A 13597-nucleotide genomic window follows, 5' to 3' on the forward strand; every position below is an offset into this window, starting at 1 on the left:
CGGTGCAGACGGCCGGTGGGTCCCGTACCCCACCCTTCAGATCCCCGGGTGTCCGCCCTCTCAGACCCCGGGTGTCCGCCGTTTCAGACTCCGGGGTGTCCGTCCTTTCAGATCCCGGGCCGATACCGCAGCGGATGATCCGCCGGTACCTCCACCAGCACGATCGGCGTCCCGTCCGGATCCGCGATCCACATCTCGACCAGCCCCCACGGCTCCCGGACCGGTGGCCGTACGATCTCGACGCCCTTCGCCCGCAGTTCCTCGTGCGCGGCGGTCACGTCCGCGACCTGCAGCCACAGCCGCACGGCAGGGGAGGCCGCCGACTCCGACCGGCCCGACACCTCCAGGAAGCCGCCGCCGAGGAAGTAGACCGTGCCGCGCTCCGGGCCCGTACCGAACTCGCGGTACACGGCGAGGCCCAGCTGCTCGCCGTAGAAGGCGCGGGAGCGCTCGGGATCGGTGGGGCGGAGCAGGATCCGGCTGCTGAGTACATGCACCATGCACCCGGAGCCTAGGCCCTGTCGTCGAACTCCCGCCTGCTCCGCGACGCCATGCACGCACTCTCGCCGCACCGGGCCCCGGCCCAAGTACATCCAGTACGTGGGCCAGGGCCCGGCACGCCGAGAGCACGCACCTGACGCCGCGGAGCCCGCCCTTGGGCGGACGACGGGAGTTCGACGACAGGGCCTAGTGGCAGGGTTACGCTCGTCCCTGCCCGAGCCGAGCAGCACGCCAGGAAACGGAGACGTACGCCCATGGAGACCGCCGCCACCGGACTGACCTTCCGCGACGCCACCGACGCCGACGTGGACGAACTGGTCGCGCTGATCGAGTCGGCGTACCGAGGGGACTCCAGCCGGGCCGGGTGGACCACCGAGGCGGACATCCTCCAGGGGCAGCGGACCGACCCGGAAGGTGTGCTGGAGGTGATCAAGTCGCCCGACAGCCGCCTGCTGGCGGTGGCACAGGACGGCCGGATCGTCGCCTGCTGCCAGCTCGAACACCGCGGTGCCCACGCCTACTTCGGCATGTTCGCGGTCAGCCCCACCCTCCAGGGCGGCGGCCTCGGCAAGATCGTCCTGGCGGAGGCGGAGCGGCAGGCCCGCGAGACCTGGGGCGTGACGGAGATGCACATGACCGTGATCTCCGTCCGCGACGACCTCATCGCCTGGTACGAGCGCCGCGGCTACCGCCGCACCGGACGGACGACCCCGTTCCCGTACGGCGACGAGCGCTTCGGCATCCCGCAGCGCGACGACCTGCGGTTCGAGCTGCTGGTCAAGGAACTCGTCTGATCACGGAGGCGTGTCACCGGGCCGTGCAGCGGCCTGGGACTTGATCTCCGGGTAGTCCGTGGTCGCGCCGTCCAGCTCGAAGGCCCGCACCAGCCGCAGGTGCTCCTGCGTGTTCACCACCCAGCCGATGATCCTCAGGTCCGCCCTGCGGGCGTGCTCCACGACCTCCAGGGACAGCCGCCGGATGTTCAGGCAGACCGTGGCGGCACCGGCGTCGACGGCGCGCTCCACGATGTCCAGGCCGTACCGGCTGGCGATCAGCGCGGTGCGGACGCCGGGCACCAGCCGGGCGATCTCGGCGATCGCCTCGTCGTGGAACGAGGACACCTCGACCCGGCCGGCCAGATCCCGCTCCCGCATGACCTCGGCCAGGGCCCGCGCGGCGGCCACGTCCTTGATCTCGGCCTGCAGCGGCGCCTGAACGGCGTCCAGGACCTCCTCGAACACCGGGACCCGCTCGCCGCGACCCGCGTCCAGGGCGCGCAACTCCGCGAGGGTCTTCTCGGCGATCGGCCCGCTGCCGTCGGTCGTCCGGTCCACGTCGGTGTCGTGCATGACGACGAGGGCGCCGTCCTTGCTCAGGTGCAGATCGAGCTCGATGGCGTCGAGACCCGCCTCCTGCGCGGCGACGAAGGACCGGAGGGTGTTCTCGGGTTCGACACCCATGACTCCGCGGTGACCGATGGTGAGGAGGTTCACGACACGACTCGCTTCCGTCGACGGCGGCGATGGGCGGGCCGCGGTCTCGCGGCCCCTGTGGACCGTATCGTCCGCGCCCGCGGCGGCCGTAGAGAGTGTGGCCCGTTTGGCGTAGCCACGGCCGATCCGGTGTCCGGCAGGAAAAAGTGCGGTGAAGGCGGGGGCTGCGCAGGATAATTTCTCAAAGATCCTCTTGCTGGGAGAAACCTCGTATGTATACGGTCTTCTTACGCGAGGTTCTCCAGTGGAGGGTGGGACATGACGGAAATTCTTGTGCAGGTGGGTGCGGAGGAGCAGGTTCCTCCGGCGACCAGGGTGGTGGACCACCCTGCGTGGCCCGTGCTCAAGGATGCCGTGGAGCGGATCCGGCCATGGCAGGCCAAGGACGGATCGATCGACTTCGACGCCGAGGGCGCCCCCGACCCCGCCGACGCCGAGCTGGCGGTGCGCCAGGTCGCCGACGCCGTCGAGGAGCTCTCCCCGCTGCTGCCGCACGACCGCGCCTACCACGAGGCCCTCGTCAAGGACCTGCGCCGCTGGGCCGACGACGGCTTCGAGGTGCCCGACTTCCTCGACTCGCTGCTGGCCTTCCAGCCGGCCCGGAACCGCAAGGACGGCCTGCAGCACCTGGTCGTCTTCCCGATGTACACGCAGAACGGCAACCCCGACCGCAACCTCGAGGCGGTCGTGCTGCGCATGGTCTGGCCCGACTGGCTGGCCGAGCTGGAGCGCACCCGCTACGACAACCCGCTGTTCTGCGGCATCAAGTTCGAGGACTTCACGGCCGGCTACGACACCAACTCCGCCGTCCTGTTCCCCGAGACCATCGCCGTGCGCGAGGCCCCCGAGCGGTTCAGCTGGGGCGGCATCTTCTGCGACCGCGAGGCCGCCCGCTTCCGCCGCGTGACCGCCGCCGCCGTCGACATCCTGGGCCTGGAGCTGCCCGAGGACGTCGCCGCCATGGTTCACGACCAGAAGCGCTGCGAAGAGGCCTTCGTGCTGTGGGACATGGTCCACGACCGCACCCACAGCCACGGCGACCTGCCGTTCGACCCGTTCATGATCAAGCAGCGCCAGCCGTTCTGGATGTACGGCCTGGAGGAGCTGCGCTGCGACCTCACCGCCTTCAAGGAGGCCGTGAAGCTGGAGAAGGACGGCGTCCCGCAGGCCCGTGACGTCCAGGTCGCGGTGCTGTTCGACCGCATGTTCCGCTTCCCGGTCACCGGCGAGCGGGTGCGCAACTACGACGGCCTCGGCGGCCAGCTGCTCTTCGCCTACCTGCACAAGCACGACGTCGTCCGCTGGACCGACAACAAGCTGTTCATCGACTGGCAGCGCGCCCCGCAGGTCACCAACCAGCTGTGCGCCGAGATCGAGAAGCTGTACCGCGAGGGCATCGACCGGCCGAAGCTGGTCCACTGGTTCGCGGGCTACGAGCTGGTCTCCACCTACCTCGCCCCGCACCCGGGCTCCAAGTGGGCCAAGGGCCCCGACGCCCTGGATCTGACGCAGCCGCCGCGGAAACTCGTCGATGACGTGCTTCCGGACGAGTTTCCGTTGAGCATGTTCTATGAGGCACTGTCGAAGAAGCTGAAGAACGTGATCGCCTCCACCAAGGGCATCACGGCGGACAGCGCCGAGCGGGTCGCCGCGTGAGCGACCGCGACACCGGCAACACTGCGCAGGAGGCGAAGATCATGGCGGGGAACGGGGCGCTCAGCGGTGCGGTGATCGCGGTGGCCGGTGCGGGCGGACCCGCCGGGCGGGCGGCGCTGCTCAGGCTCGCGGAAGCGGGTGCGACCGTCGTCGGCGCGGACAACGACCCGGAGCGGCTGTCGGAGGCCGTCGACGCGGCACGCTACGCGCAGGGCGGCGCGACCGTCACCGGCGAGACGGTCGACCTGCTCGACCTGCAGGCCACCCGTGACTGGGCCGCGCGCACCGAGAAGGAGTTCGGCCGGGTCGACGGCCTGGTCCACCTCGTCGGCGGCTGGCGCGGCAGCGAGACCTTCACCAGGACCAGCCTCGACGACTGGGAGTTCCTGGAGATGCTGCTGGTGCGCACCGTGCAGCACACCTCCCTCGCCTTCCACGAGGCGCTGCAGCGCAGCGACCGCGGCCGGTACGTCCTGATCAGCGCGGCGGGCGCGAGCAAGCCGACGGCGGGCAACGCCGCGTACGCCGCCGCCAAGGCCGCCGCCGAGGCGTGGACCCTGGCCATGGCCGACTACTTCCGCAAGGCCGGTGGTCCTGACGGACCGACCTCCGCGGCTGTCATCCTGGTCGTGAAGGCGTTGGTGCACGAGGCGATGCGCGCCGAGCGCCCCAACGCGAAGTTCGCGGGCTTCACGGACGTCAAGGACCTCGCCGAGGCCGTCGCCGGAGTCTGGGAGAAGCCCGCCGCGGAAGTGAACGGAAACCGTCTGTGGCTGACCGAGAAGCCGTGAATCCCCCGAAGACCGACGCGCGTCGCCATCACGACCCGGAGGTCCGCGGTTTCGCCAGTGACAACTACGCCGGGGCCCACCCGGAGGTGCTCGCCGCCCTGGCCCTGGCCAACGGCGGGCACCAGGTCGCGTACGGCGAAGACGCGTACACCGAGAACCTGCAGCGCGTCATACGCAGCCACTTCGGCGCCACCGCCGAGGCGTTCCCGGTGTTCAACGGGACCGGCGCCAACGTCGTCGCCCTCCAGGCGGTCACCGACCGCTGGGGCGCGGTGATCTGCGCCGAGAGCGCGCACATCCACGTCGACGAGTGCGGGGCACCCGAGCGGGTCGGCGGCCTGAAGCTGCTCACCGTGCCGACGCCCGACGGCAAGCTCACGCCCGAGCTGATCGACCGGCAGGCGTACGGCTGGGACGACGAGCACCGCGCGATGCCGCAGGTCGTCTCGATCGCCCAGGCCACCGAGCTGGGCACCGTCTACACGCCGGACGAGATCCGGGCCATCTGCGAGCACGCGCACGCGCGCGGCATGAAGGTGCACCTCGACGGCTCCCGGCTGGCCAACGCCGCCGCCACCCTGAACGTCCCGCTGCGGGCGTTCACCAACGCGGCCGGCGTCGACCTCCTCTCCCTGGGCGGCACGAAGAACGGCGCCCTGTTCGGCGAAGCCGTCGTCGTCATCAACCAGGACGCCGTCAGCCACCTGAAGCACCTGCGCAAGCTGTCCATGCAGCTCGCCTCCAAGATGCGCTTCGTGTCGGTGCAGCTGGAGGCCCTGTTCGCCAAGGACCTGTGGCTGCGCAACGCCCGCCACGCCAACGAGATGGCCCAGCGTCTCGCCGAGGGCGTGCGGGCCGTGCACGGCGTGGAGATCCTCCACCCGGTGCAGGCCAACGCGGTCTTCGCGCGCCTGCCGCACGACGTGAGCGAGCGCCTGCAGAAGCGGTTCCGCTTCTACTTCTGGGACGAGGCCGCGGGAGACGTCCGCTGGATGTGCTCCTTCGACACCACAGAAGAGGACGTCGACACGTTCGTGGCGGCCCTGAAGGAGGAGATGGCCCGCTGACGGGTCCGGCTGACGGTCCGCCGAGGATGGCTGCATAGATATGCGCTCGATCGAAAATGCATTGACTCTCGGTCGGGCGCATACCTATGCTCTGCGCGCATGCAGCTGATCCAGGAAACCCCTGACCTTTCCGCCTACTTGGCCGCCGACGAGACGATCGACCACCATCACCCCCTGGTCCGCGAGACGGCTGCCCGGCTCGCCCGTGGGGCCGCCGACTCGTATGAGTATGCGCGAGCAGCGTTCGAGTTCGTACGCGACACCATCCCGCACTCGCAGGACTCCGGCGATCCGCGCGTCACCTGGCGCGCCTCCGACGTCCTGGAACAGGGCACCGGCATCTGCTACGCCAAGGCCCACGCGCTGGCCGCGCTGCTGCGGGCCGAGGACATCCCGACCGCGCTGTGCTACCAGAAGTTCGAAGCCGTCCACGGTCTGGTCGCCGTCCGCTTCAACGGCGCCTGGCACCGGCAGGATCCCCGGGGCAACAAACCCGGAGTGGACGCCCAGTTCTCCCTGGACGGCGAGCGGCTGGCCTTCGTTCCCGACCCGGAGTCCAACCAGATGGACTATCCAGTCCTGTATGCTGTACCTCATCCGGTCGTGCTGGGCGTCCTCAAGGCCGCGCCCGACCGGCCGTCCCTGTGGCGGACGCTCCCGACCGCTCTTTAGAGGCAAGGCGGACCATGCCTCTCACGCTGACCGTGTCCGACGAGGTATGCGCCCTCGCGCCCGGCTTCACGCACGTGGCCATCGAGGCGCACGACTTGGTCAACGGCCCCAGCAACGACGCCAGTTCAGCGCTCCTCGACGACGCCGCCCGCCGGCTCGCCGTGCGCCTGGACGGGCGCCCCCCGCACGAGGATCCGCACATGGCCGCGTGGCGCGAGGTCTACACGGCGTTCGGCTCGAAGCCGTCCCGCACCCGCAACTCGGCGGAGGCGCTGGCGAAGCGGGCCCTGTCGGAGGCGGGCCTGCCCCGCATCAACCTCCTCGTCGACCTCTACAACGCCGTCAGCGTCGCCCACCTGATCCCCGTCGGCGGCGAGGACATCGACCGCATCCAGGGCGGGATGCGCCTGGTCCGTGCCACGGGCGAGGAGGACTTCGTGACCGTCGCCGGCGGTGCGGAGGCCGTCGAACACCCCGACGCCGGGGAGGTGGTCTGGCGCGACGACGCGGGCGTGACCTGCCGTCGCTGGAACTGGCGCCAGGGCCCGCGCACCCGGCTGACCGAGCGGACGACCTCCGGCATCTTCCTGCTGGAGAGCATGGCGCCGATGCCGGTCGCCGATGTCGAGGCGGCGGCCGCCGAACTGGCCGAGCTGCTGTGAAGTTCAGCCCGGGCGCGCGGATCACCGTGCACGCCCCGGTCCCGCCTCGGGCGTGAAGGACAGGCGGTCCGGCGGAGGGAACATCGCGTACCCGCGCCGCGTTGCAGCCGATATGACGACGACCAGCCAGACGACAGCCCGTGTCCTGCGCTACACGGCCTTCTCCCACGACCCGGCCGGTGGCAACCCGGCCGGTGTCGTGCTCGACGCGAGCGGGCTCGACGACGACGCGATGCTGGCCGTCGCCGCGGAGATCGGCTACTCGGAGACGGCCTTCCTGACCGTCCCGCCGGAGCACCAGGGCGGTGAGCCAGGCCGGGTCTTCACGGTCCGCTACTTCAGCCCCAAGGCCGAGGTGCCGTTCTGCGGCCACGCCACGGTCGCGACCGCCGTCGCCCTCGCGGAGCGGATCGGACCGGGTGACCTGCTCTTCCACACCCCGGCCGGGCCCGTCCCGGTGTCGGTCACGGCGGAAGGCACCGGCGCCCTGCGCGCGACCCTCACCAGCGTCGAGCCCTATGTCACCGGGGCCGAGGACGCCGATGTGGCCGAGGCGCTGGCCGCCCTCGACTGGCAGTCCACCGAACTGGACCCGGCCCTGCCGCCCCGCATCGCCTACGCCGGTGCCCGCCATCTCGTGCTCGCGGCGGCCGGCCGCGCACGCCTCGCCGACCTCGACTACGACTTCGAGCGGCTGCTGCGCCTGATGGGCCGCCTCGACCTGACCACCGTTCAGCTCGTGTGGCGTGAGTCCGAGACGGTCTTCCACGTACGCAACCCATTCCCGGTGGGCGGTGTGGTGGAGGACCCCGCCACCGGCGCGGCCGCCGCGGCCTTCGGCGCGTACCTGCGCGAAATCGGGACCGTCACCCCGGACGCCCGACTGACCCTCCACCAGGGCCACGACCTGGGCCGCCCGTCGACCCTCACGGTGGAACTGCGCGCCACCGACCCCCGCGTCCGGGTGAGCGGCACGGCGGTGCCGATTCCCTGAGCGAGGGGACCCACCAGGGCATTCCGCCACGGTGCGCGGTGCCTTCGGCCCGCAGGCGCGTGTCCGAGCCGGTCACGACCGAACTCCGGCCGGATACAGGCACGTCGGAGCCGGGCCGGCCGCGGGTACGGGGCCGGGGCGTCAGTGCGCCTCGGCCGCGCGCACCTGCTCCGGCGTAGGGGCGGTGCCGCCCAGGTGCGCCGGCATCCACCACGTGTCGTCCGGGCCCGTGGGCCGTACCGGGTAGGCGCGCTGCGCCGCCTCCAGCAGCTCCTGCACCCGCTCGCGCAGCTGCCGGGTGACGGCTCCGGCGTACTTGTCGCGGGAGGCCTCGATCGCCTCGCCGACCCGGATGGTGACGGGGATGTGGCTGCGCTTGAAGTTGCGCGGGTGGCCCTTGGTCCACAGTCGCTGCGTGCCCCACACCGCCATCGGGATCAGCGGCACGCCCGCCTCCTGGGCCATGCGCGCGGCGCCCGACTTGAAGCTCTTCAGCGTGAACGACTGCGAGATCGTCGCCTCCGGGAAGACCCCGACGATCTCGCCCGACCTGAGCGAGTCCAGCGCGTGCGCGTACGCCGCCTCCCCCTGCTTACGGTCCACGGGGATGTGCTTCATGCTTCGCATGAGCGGCCCGGAGATCTTGTGCCGGAAGACGGACTCCTTCGCCATGAAACGAACAAGTCGTCTCTGCGGCAGCGCCGCCAGGCCGTTGAAGACGAAGTCCAGATAGCTGATGTGGTTGCTCACCAACACGGCGCCGCCCGAGCGCGGGATGTTCTCCGAACCCTTGCAGTCGATCTTGAGGTCCCACACCTTGAACAAGGTGCGGGCCAGACCGACGACGGGACGGTAGACGAGTTCTGCCATGGGCGGGTTGGACCCTTCCTTCTCCGCCTGGGAAGGAATTCCCAGTCCGAAAGTTACGCAGCCGTAGGTTTTCGGCTTGTCGCAGATCGTGCCCGAAGAACGGCCGGGTAGCCAGTCCTCGTGCCCGTCAATGGCGAGATTCTCGTCACGTCGAACCTGTGACCACCTCGGGGTTTTGCCTCGCCGTTACTCCGTGCGCACCGTCATCCGCCGTACCGGCAGGTACAGTTCGCACCCCAGGCAGTACCCGAACACCGCGTTCAGGAAGGCCGCCGCGAGCGCGGCCCCGGTCGCGGCGAGCGCCAGCCATTCGGGCCCCAGCGTGTAGCCGACCAGGCCGAGGCCGGCGAAGAGCAGCCCGACCGCCTGGGCGAACCGCGGCGGTTCGGGCGCCTCGAACCCGGTCGGCGGCCCGAGCCGGGGACGTACGGCCTTCCGGAACAGCCGGCCGTACGGCGGGATCACTCCGCCCGCCGCGCCCAGCGCGAACGCCAGGGTCTGCCACGCCGGCAGCCACGCGCTTCCCGTGACCAGGACGACCGCCCAGGACCACGGTCGTCACGGCCGCCCCGAAGCGCGGCCCCCTCACATCGATGTCCAGGACGCAAGGGTTCCCCAGCGGCACCCCGTGGGGGGCGGGAATCTTTGCGGTCTCGTGAACGCTGGAAGGAGGTGATGACCGGACTGGTGGTGTGCGTCCTGGTGCTCGCGGCGGCGAGCGCCTACGGAGTGCTGCAACGGCGGCGGAACGGGAGAGTACGGGTGCGCGGGCGGGACGACGGAAAGCGGCTCGGCGCGGCCGAGCTCGGCACGGACCTCGGCGAGCGCGCCACCCTCGTGCAGTTCTCCAGCGCCTTCTGCGCGCCCTGCCGGGCGACCCGGCGGATCCTCGGCGAGGTCGCCGGGCTGGTCCCGGGCGTGACGCACGTCGAGATCGACGCCGAGGCCCACCTGGACCTCGTACGACGGCTGGACATCCTCAAGACCCCCACCGTGCTGGTCCTCGACGCCGACGGCCGCGTCGTACGGCGCGCCACCGGCCAGCCGCGGAAGGCCGACGTGATCGCCGCCCTGGGGGAAGCGGTGTGAGGGACGTGACGCGGCCGTGAACCATCTCCCACATCCCGGAACCAACTTGACTGCGCCTACCACTTATCGTCAGCCTGACCGGCATGCCTTCGGACTTCCTTCTCCCCGGGCACGAACTCAGGACGCCTCGATGACGGCCACGCCCGACCTCGCCACTCCCAGGGTCGCCACGCCCGACCTGCTGCGCTCCGTCTTCAGGCGGCATGCGGCGGGCGTCGCGGTGATCACCGCCCGGGGCGCCGCCGGCCCGGTCGGCTTCACGGCCACCTCCCTCACCTCCGTCTCCGCCGAGCCCCCGATGATCTCGTTCGGCATCGGCACCGGCGGCTCCAGCTGGCCGGCGATAGCGATGACCGACCACGTCGGCGTCCACATCCTCGGCGAGCACCAGCAGGAGCTGGCCGCCACCTTCGCCCGCAGCGGCGCCGACCGCTTCGGCGCCTCCACCGCCTGGCGCGAGGGACCCGAGGGCGTCCCCGTGCTCGACGGCGTCCTGGCCTGGATGGTGTGCCGCGTCGTCGCGCGCGTGCCCGCCGGAGACCACCGCATCGTGCTCGCCGAGGTCCTCCTCGGCGAACCCACCGGCACCGGCCGGCCCCTGCTGTATCACCAGGGCCGCTTCAACGGCCTGCGTGACTGATTCCCGTGCGATCCCCTGCTGCGCGGCCGTCGAGTTCCGGTTACGCTGCGTTGCGAAGGTCACAGTTCAAAGCGCTTGCTTAGCGGGCAGGAACTGGATGTACTGACGAGTAATATTTCGCTCGGAGCGTGGGTCGCCCCGACCGGGATGGGCCGCTTGAGGCGCCTATGCTGCCTGCAGGCAGGCAGCCGAGAAATGACGATGCAGTAGGAGAGCCGGCGTGAGCTTGAGGATCGTTGTCACTGTGAAGTACGTGCCCGACGCCACTGGCGACCGGCACTTCGCCGATGACCTGACCGTCGACCGGGACGACGTGGACGGTCTGCTCTCCGAGCTGGACGAGTACGCGGTCGAGCAGGCGCTGCAGATCTCCGAGAACTCCGACGACGACGTGGAGATCACCGTCCTGACGGTGGGCCCCGAGGACGCCAAGGACGCGCTGCGCAAGGCGCTGTCCATGGGCGCCGACAAGGCCATCCACGTCGAGGACGACGACCTGCACGGCACCGACGCCATCGGCACCTCCCTGGTCCTGGCCAAGGCCATCGAGAAGGCCGGCTACGACCTGGTCATCTCCGGCATGGCTTCCACCGACGGCACCATGGGCGTCGTACCGGCGCTGGTCGCCGAGCGGCTGGGCGTCCCGCAGGTCACCCTGCTCTCCGAGGTCTCCGTCGAGGACGGCACGGTCAAGGGCCGCCGCGACGGCGACGCCGCCTCCGAGCAGCTCGAGGCCTCCCTGCCGGCGGTCGTGTCCGTCACCGACCAGTCGGGCGAGGCGCGTTACCCGTCCTTCAAGGGCATCATGGCGGCCAAGAAGAAGCCGGTGGAGTCCTGGGACCTGTCCGACCTGGACATCGAGGCCGAGGAGGTCGGTCTCGAGGGTGCCTACACCAAGGTCGACGCCGTGGCCGAGCGCCCGGCCCGCACGGCCGGCACGATCGTCAAGGACGAGGGCGAGGGCGGCAAGCAGCTCGCTGAGTTCCTCGCGAGCCAGAAGTTCATCTAAGGCTCAACACCCTTACCGCCCCTCAGACTTCGCAATCCGCAGGAGAGCAATCCCATGGCTGAAGTTCTCGTCTACGTCGACCACGTGGACGGTGCCGTCCGCAAGCCCACCCTGGAGCTGTTGACCCTGGCCCGCCGCATCGGCGCGCCCGTCGCCGTCGCCCTCGGCAAGGGTGCCGCCGACACCGCCGCCACGCTCGCCGAGCACGGCGCGGTCAAGGTCCTCACCCACGAGGCGTCCGAGTACGCCGAGTACCTGGTCGTCCCGAAGGTGGACGCCCTGCAGGCCGCCTACGAGCAGGTCTCCCCGGCCGCCGTGCTGGTGCCGTCCTCCGCCGAGGGCAAGGAGATCGCCGCGCGCCTGGCGCTGCGCATCGGCTCCGGCATCATCACCGACGCCGTCGACCTGGAGGCCGGCGACGAGGGCCCGGTGGCCACGCAGTCGGTGTTCGCCGCGTCCTTCACCACCAAGTCCCGTGTCACCAAGGGCACCCCGGTCATCACCGTCAAGCCGAACAGCGCGGCGGTCGAGGCGGCTCCGGCCGCCGGTGCGGTCGAGGCCCTGAACGTGACCTTCTCCGAGAAGGCGACCGGCACGAAGATCACCGGCCGTACGCCGCGTGAGTCGACGGGCCGTCCGGAGCTGACCGAGGCCGCGATCGTGGTCTCCGGTGGCCGTGGCGTGAACGGCGCGGAGAACTTCGCGATCATCGAGGCGCTCGCCGACTCCCTCGGCGCGGCCGTCGGTGCCTCGCGTGCCGCCGTCGACGCGGGCTGGTACCCGCACACCAACCAGGTCGGCCAGACCGGCAAGAGCGTCTCGCCGCAGCTGTACATCGCCTCCGGCATCTCCGGCGCGATCCAGCACCGGGCCGGTATGCAGACCTCGAAGACCATCGTGGCCATCAACAAGGACCCCGAGGCCCCGATCTTCGACCTGGTCGACTACGGCGTCGTCGGCGACCTGTTCGACGTCGTCCCGCAGCTGACCGAGGAGATCAAGACCCGCAAGGGCTGATCGGCTCCAGAGCTGTACGAGGCCCCCGTGACCGGCACCGGTCACGGGGGCCTCGCGCTACCGCAGACTCAGCGCCGCCTGCACCGGCAGGTGATCGCTCGGGAACTGCCCGTTCACCGCGAACGTGTTGATCGACGCCCGGTGCACCGTCACGCCCGGCGTGGCGAGGATCCAGTCGATACGGGCGCCGCCGGGCATCAGCGGCTTGTAGCCGTGGAACGTCCCGTACAGCTCGCTCCGCTCGGCGGCCGCGTCCCAGGTGTCGACCAGACCCGCGCCCAGCATGGTGTCGTAGACGGGGTTCTGGTGTGCCGCGACATTGAAGTCGCCCGTCACGACGAGCGGCAGCGACCGGTCGAGCCCGGCGATCCGCTGCGCGATCAGCGAGGCGGCACGCGCGCGTGCGTACTGGCTGGCGTTGTCGAGGTGGGTGTTGAGGACGGAGAATTCCCGGTCGCCGTCGCGCAGATCGCGGAAGCGGACCCAGGTGACCATGCGGATCGAGGCGTTGCCCCAGGTGTTGGAGCCGATCACGTTCGGCGTGTCGGAGAGCCAGTAGTGGTCGTACTCCAGCGGGGCGAGCCGGCGGGTGTCGTAGAAGATCGCCATGAACTCGTCACGGCTGCCGCCCGCACGCCCGGTGCCGATCCAGTCGTAGTGCGCGCCGAGGTCGGCCTCGATGTCGCGCAGCTGCTGGTAGAGGCCCTCCTGGGTGCCGATGACATGGGGGCGCTCGCGGCGCAGCAGGTCGCGCATCACCGGCCTGCGGGCGGCCCAGCTGTTCGGTTCGGCCGAGCTCGCGAAGCGCAGGTTGAACGACATGACCTCCAGCGGGCCGCTGAGGTGTTCCTCCGCCGAGGCGGGCGCGGAGGAGAGTGCTGTACTGGAGAGCGGCAGGGCGACCGCGGCCGCTAACGCGGACTGGAGTCCCAGGCGGCGCGTGACCCGGCTGTGGTTCGGCACAGGAGCTCCTTCTGTGGGGCTGTGGCGGCTTCCGGGGCGAGTCGTACGAGGGCGGTGTGGAGTTGTGCGTGCTTCCGTGTGAAACAGTGCCAGATGGACGTGAACATGCCGAGATGGGGGAGTGGATCGCGACGTAAGACGGTGTTGACCAGCGGGAAGGTCGCCCGATAACT

14 protein-coding genes and 2 pseudogenes are annotated in these 13597 nt (G+C 70.5%); 11 read left to right on the plus strand and 5 right to left on the minus strand.

The genetic code is table 11. The features are described from left to right. Positions 1–107: 107 nt before the first annotated feature. Positions 108–500: a VOC family protein gene (locus tag ACYVMZ_RS09385; RefSeq protein ID WP_461077561.1), complete on the minus strand. Its 393-nt coding sequence runs from the start codon at positions 498–500 to the stop codon at positions 108–110. 255 nt (positions 501–755) lie between these two features. Here ACYVMZ_RS09385 and ACYVMZ_RS09390 point away from each other — a divergent pair, with 255 nt between their 5' ends. Further along, positions 756–1295, plus strand: a complete 540-nt coding sequence (locus tag ACYVMZ_RS09390) for a GNAT family N-acetyltransferase (RefSeq protein WP_461077563.1) — start codon at positions 756–758, stop codon at positions 1293–1295. Here ACYVMZ_RS09390 and ACYVMZ_RS09395 read toward each other — a convergent pair whose 3' ends face one another. After that, a complete protein-coding gene (locus ACYVMZ_RS09395) occupies positions 1296–1994 on the minus strand; it encodes a glycerophosphodiester phosphodiesterase (protein ID WP_461077565.1) in 699 nt (232 codons plus the stop codon). It lies immediately after the preceding gene. Positions 1995–2252: 258 nt separating this feature from the next. On the opposite strand from ACYVMZ_RS09395, the gene ACYVMZ_RS09400 reads away from it, so the two are divergent. The 6 genes and pseudogenes from ACYVMZ_RS09400 to ACYVMZ_RS09425 all read left to right on the plus strand — a co-directional run bounded on the left by ACYVMZ_RS09400 (position 2253) and on the right by ACYVMZ_RS09425 (position 7836). After that, on the plus strand, positions 2253–3650 hold the full coding sequence (locus ACYVMZ_RS09400) for a DUF6421 family protein (protein ID WP_461077567.1): 1398 nt from the start codon (positions 2253–2255) through the stop codon (positions 3648–3650). 41 nt (positions 3651–3691) lie between these two features. Next, a complete protein-coding gene (locus ACYVMZ_RS09405; protein ID WP_461077850.1) occupies positions 3692–4441 on the plus strand; it encodes an SDR family NAD(P)-dependent oxidoreductase in 750 nt (249 codons plus the stop codon). Next, positions 4438–5508 (plus strand): threonine aldolase family protein, encoded by a 1071-nt coding sequence (locus ACYVMZ_RS09410; RefSeq protein WP_461077569.1) that lies wholly within the window; start codon positions 4438–4440, stop codon positions 5506–5508. The genes ACYVMZ_RS09405 and ACYVMZ_RS09410 overlap by 4 nt, the downstream gene beginning before the upstream one ends. A 99-nt stretch (positions 5509–5607) precedes the next feature. Beyond that, entirely contained in the window at positions 5608–6180 is a 573-nt protein-coding gene (locus tag ACYVMZ_RS09415) for a transglutaminase domain-containing protein (RefSeq protein ID WP_461077571.1), read from the plus strand. Positions 6181–6194: 14 nt separating this feature from the next. Next, positions 6195–6898, plus strand: a pseudogene (locus ACYVMZ_RS09420) (B3/B4 domain-containing protein). A gap of 56 nt (positions 6899–6954) precedes the next feature. Continuing rightward, a complete protein-coding gene (locus ACYVMZ_RS09425; protein ID WP_461077573.1) occupies positions 6955–7836 on the plus strand; it encodes a PhzF family phenazine biosynthesis protein in 882 nt (293 codons plus the stop codon). 141 nt (positions 7837–7977) lie between these two features. Here the strand turns inward: ACYVMZ_RS09425 and ACYVMZ_RS09430 are convergent, their stop codons facing one another. Together ACYVMZ_RS09430 and ACYVMZ_RS09435 are read right to left on the minus strand one after the other, a co-directional pair. Next, positions 7978–8706, minus strand: coding sequence for a lysophospholipid acyltransferase family protein (locus tag ACYVMZ_RS09430; RefSeq protein ID WP_461077575.1), 729 nt, complete (start codon positions 8704–8706; stop codon positions 7978–7980). 186 nt (positions 8707–8892) lie between these two features. After that, a pseudogene (locus ACYVMZ_RS09435) lies at positions 8893–9307 on the minus strand (DUF4395 domain-containing protein). Positions 9308–9381: 74 nt separating this feature from the next. On the opposite strand from ACYVMZ_RS09435, the gene ACYVMZ_RS09440 reads away from it, so the two are divergent. The 4 genes from ACYVMZ_RS09440 to ACYVMZ_RS09455 all read left to right on the plus strand — a co-directional run bounded on the left by ACYVMZ_RS09440 (position 9382) and on the right by ACYVMZ_RS09455 (position 12461). After that, positions 9382–9795: a thioredoxin family protein gene (locus ACYVMZ_RS09440; RefSeq protein WP_461077577.1), complete on the plus strand. Its 414-nt coding sequence runs from the start codon at positions 9382–9384 to the stop codon at positions 9793–9795. Positions 9796–9925: 130 nt separating this feature from the next. Continuing rightward, entirely contained in the window at positions 9926–10435 is a 510-nt protein-coding gene (locus ACYVMZ_RS09445) for a flavin reductase family protein (RefSeq protein WP_461077579.1), read from the plus strand. A 220-nt stretch (positions 10436–10655) separates the two neighbouring features. Next, complete coding sequence (locus tag ACYVMZ_RS09450) at positions 10656–11444, plus strand: electron transfer flavoprotein subunit beta/FixA family protein (RefSeq protein ID WP_461077581.1); 789 nt, start codon at positions 10656–10658, stop codon at positions 11442–11444. 54 nt (positions 11445–11498) lie between these two features. Then, positions 11499–12461 carry an electron transfer flavoprotein subunit alpha/FixB family protein gene (locus ACYVMZ_RS09455; protein WP_461077583.1) on the plus strand — a complete coding sequence of 321 codons (963 nt, stop codon included), beginning with the start codon at positions 11499–11501 and terminating at the stop codon, positions 12459–12461. A 57-nt stretch (positions 12462–12518) separates the two neighbouring features. Here the strand turns inward: ACYVMZ_RS09455 and ACYVMZ_RS09460 are convergent, their stop codons facing one another. Next, a complete protein-coding gene (locus ACYVMZ_RS09460; protein ID WP_461077585.1) occupies positions 12519–13424 on the minus strand; it encodes an endonuclease/exonuclease/phosphatase family protein in 906 nt (301 codons plus the stop codon). Between the last annotated feature and the right edge of the window lie 173 nt (positions 13425–13597).

This window comes from Streptomyces deserti (genome assembly GCF_054782695.1).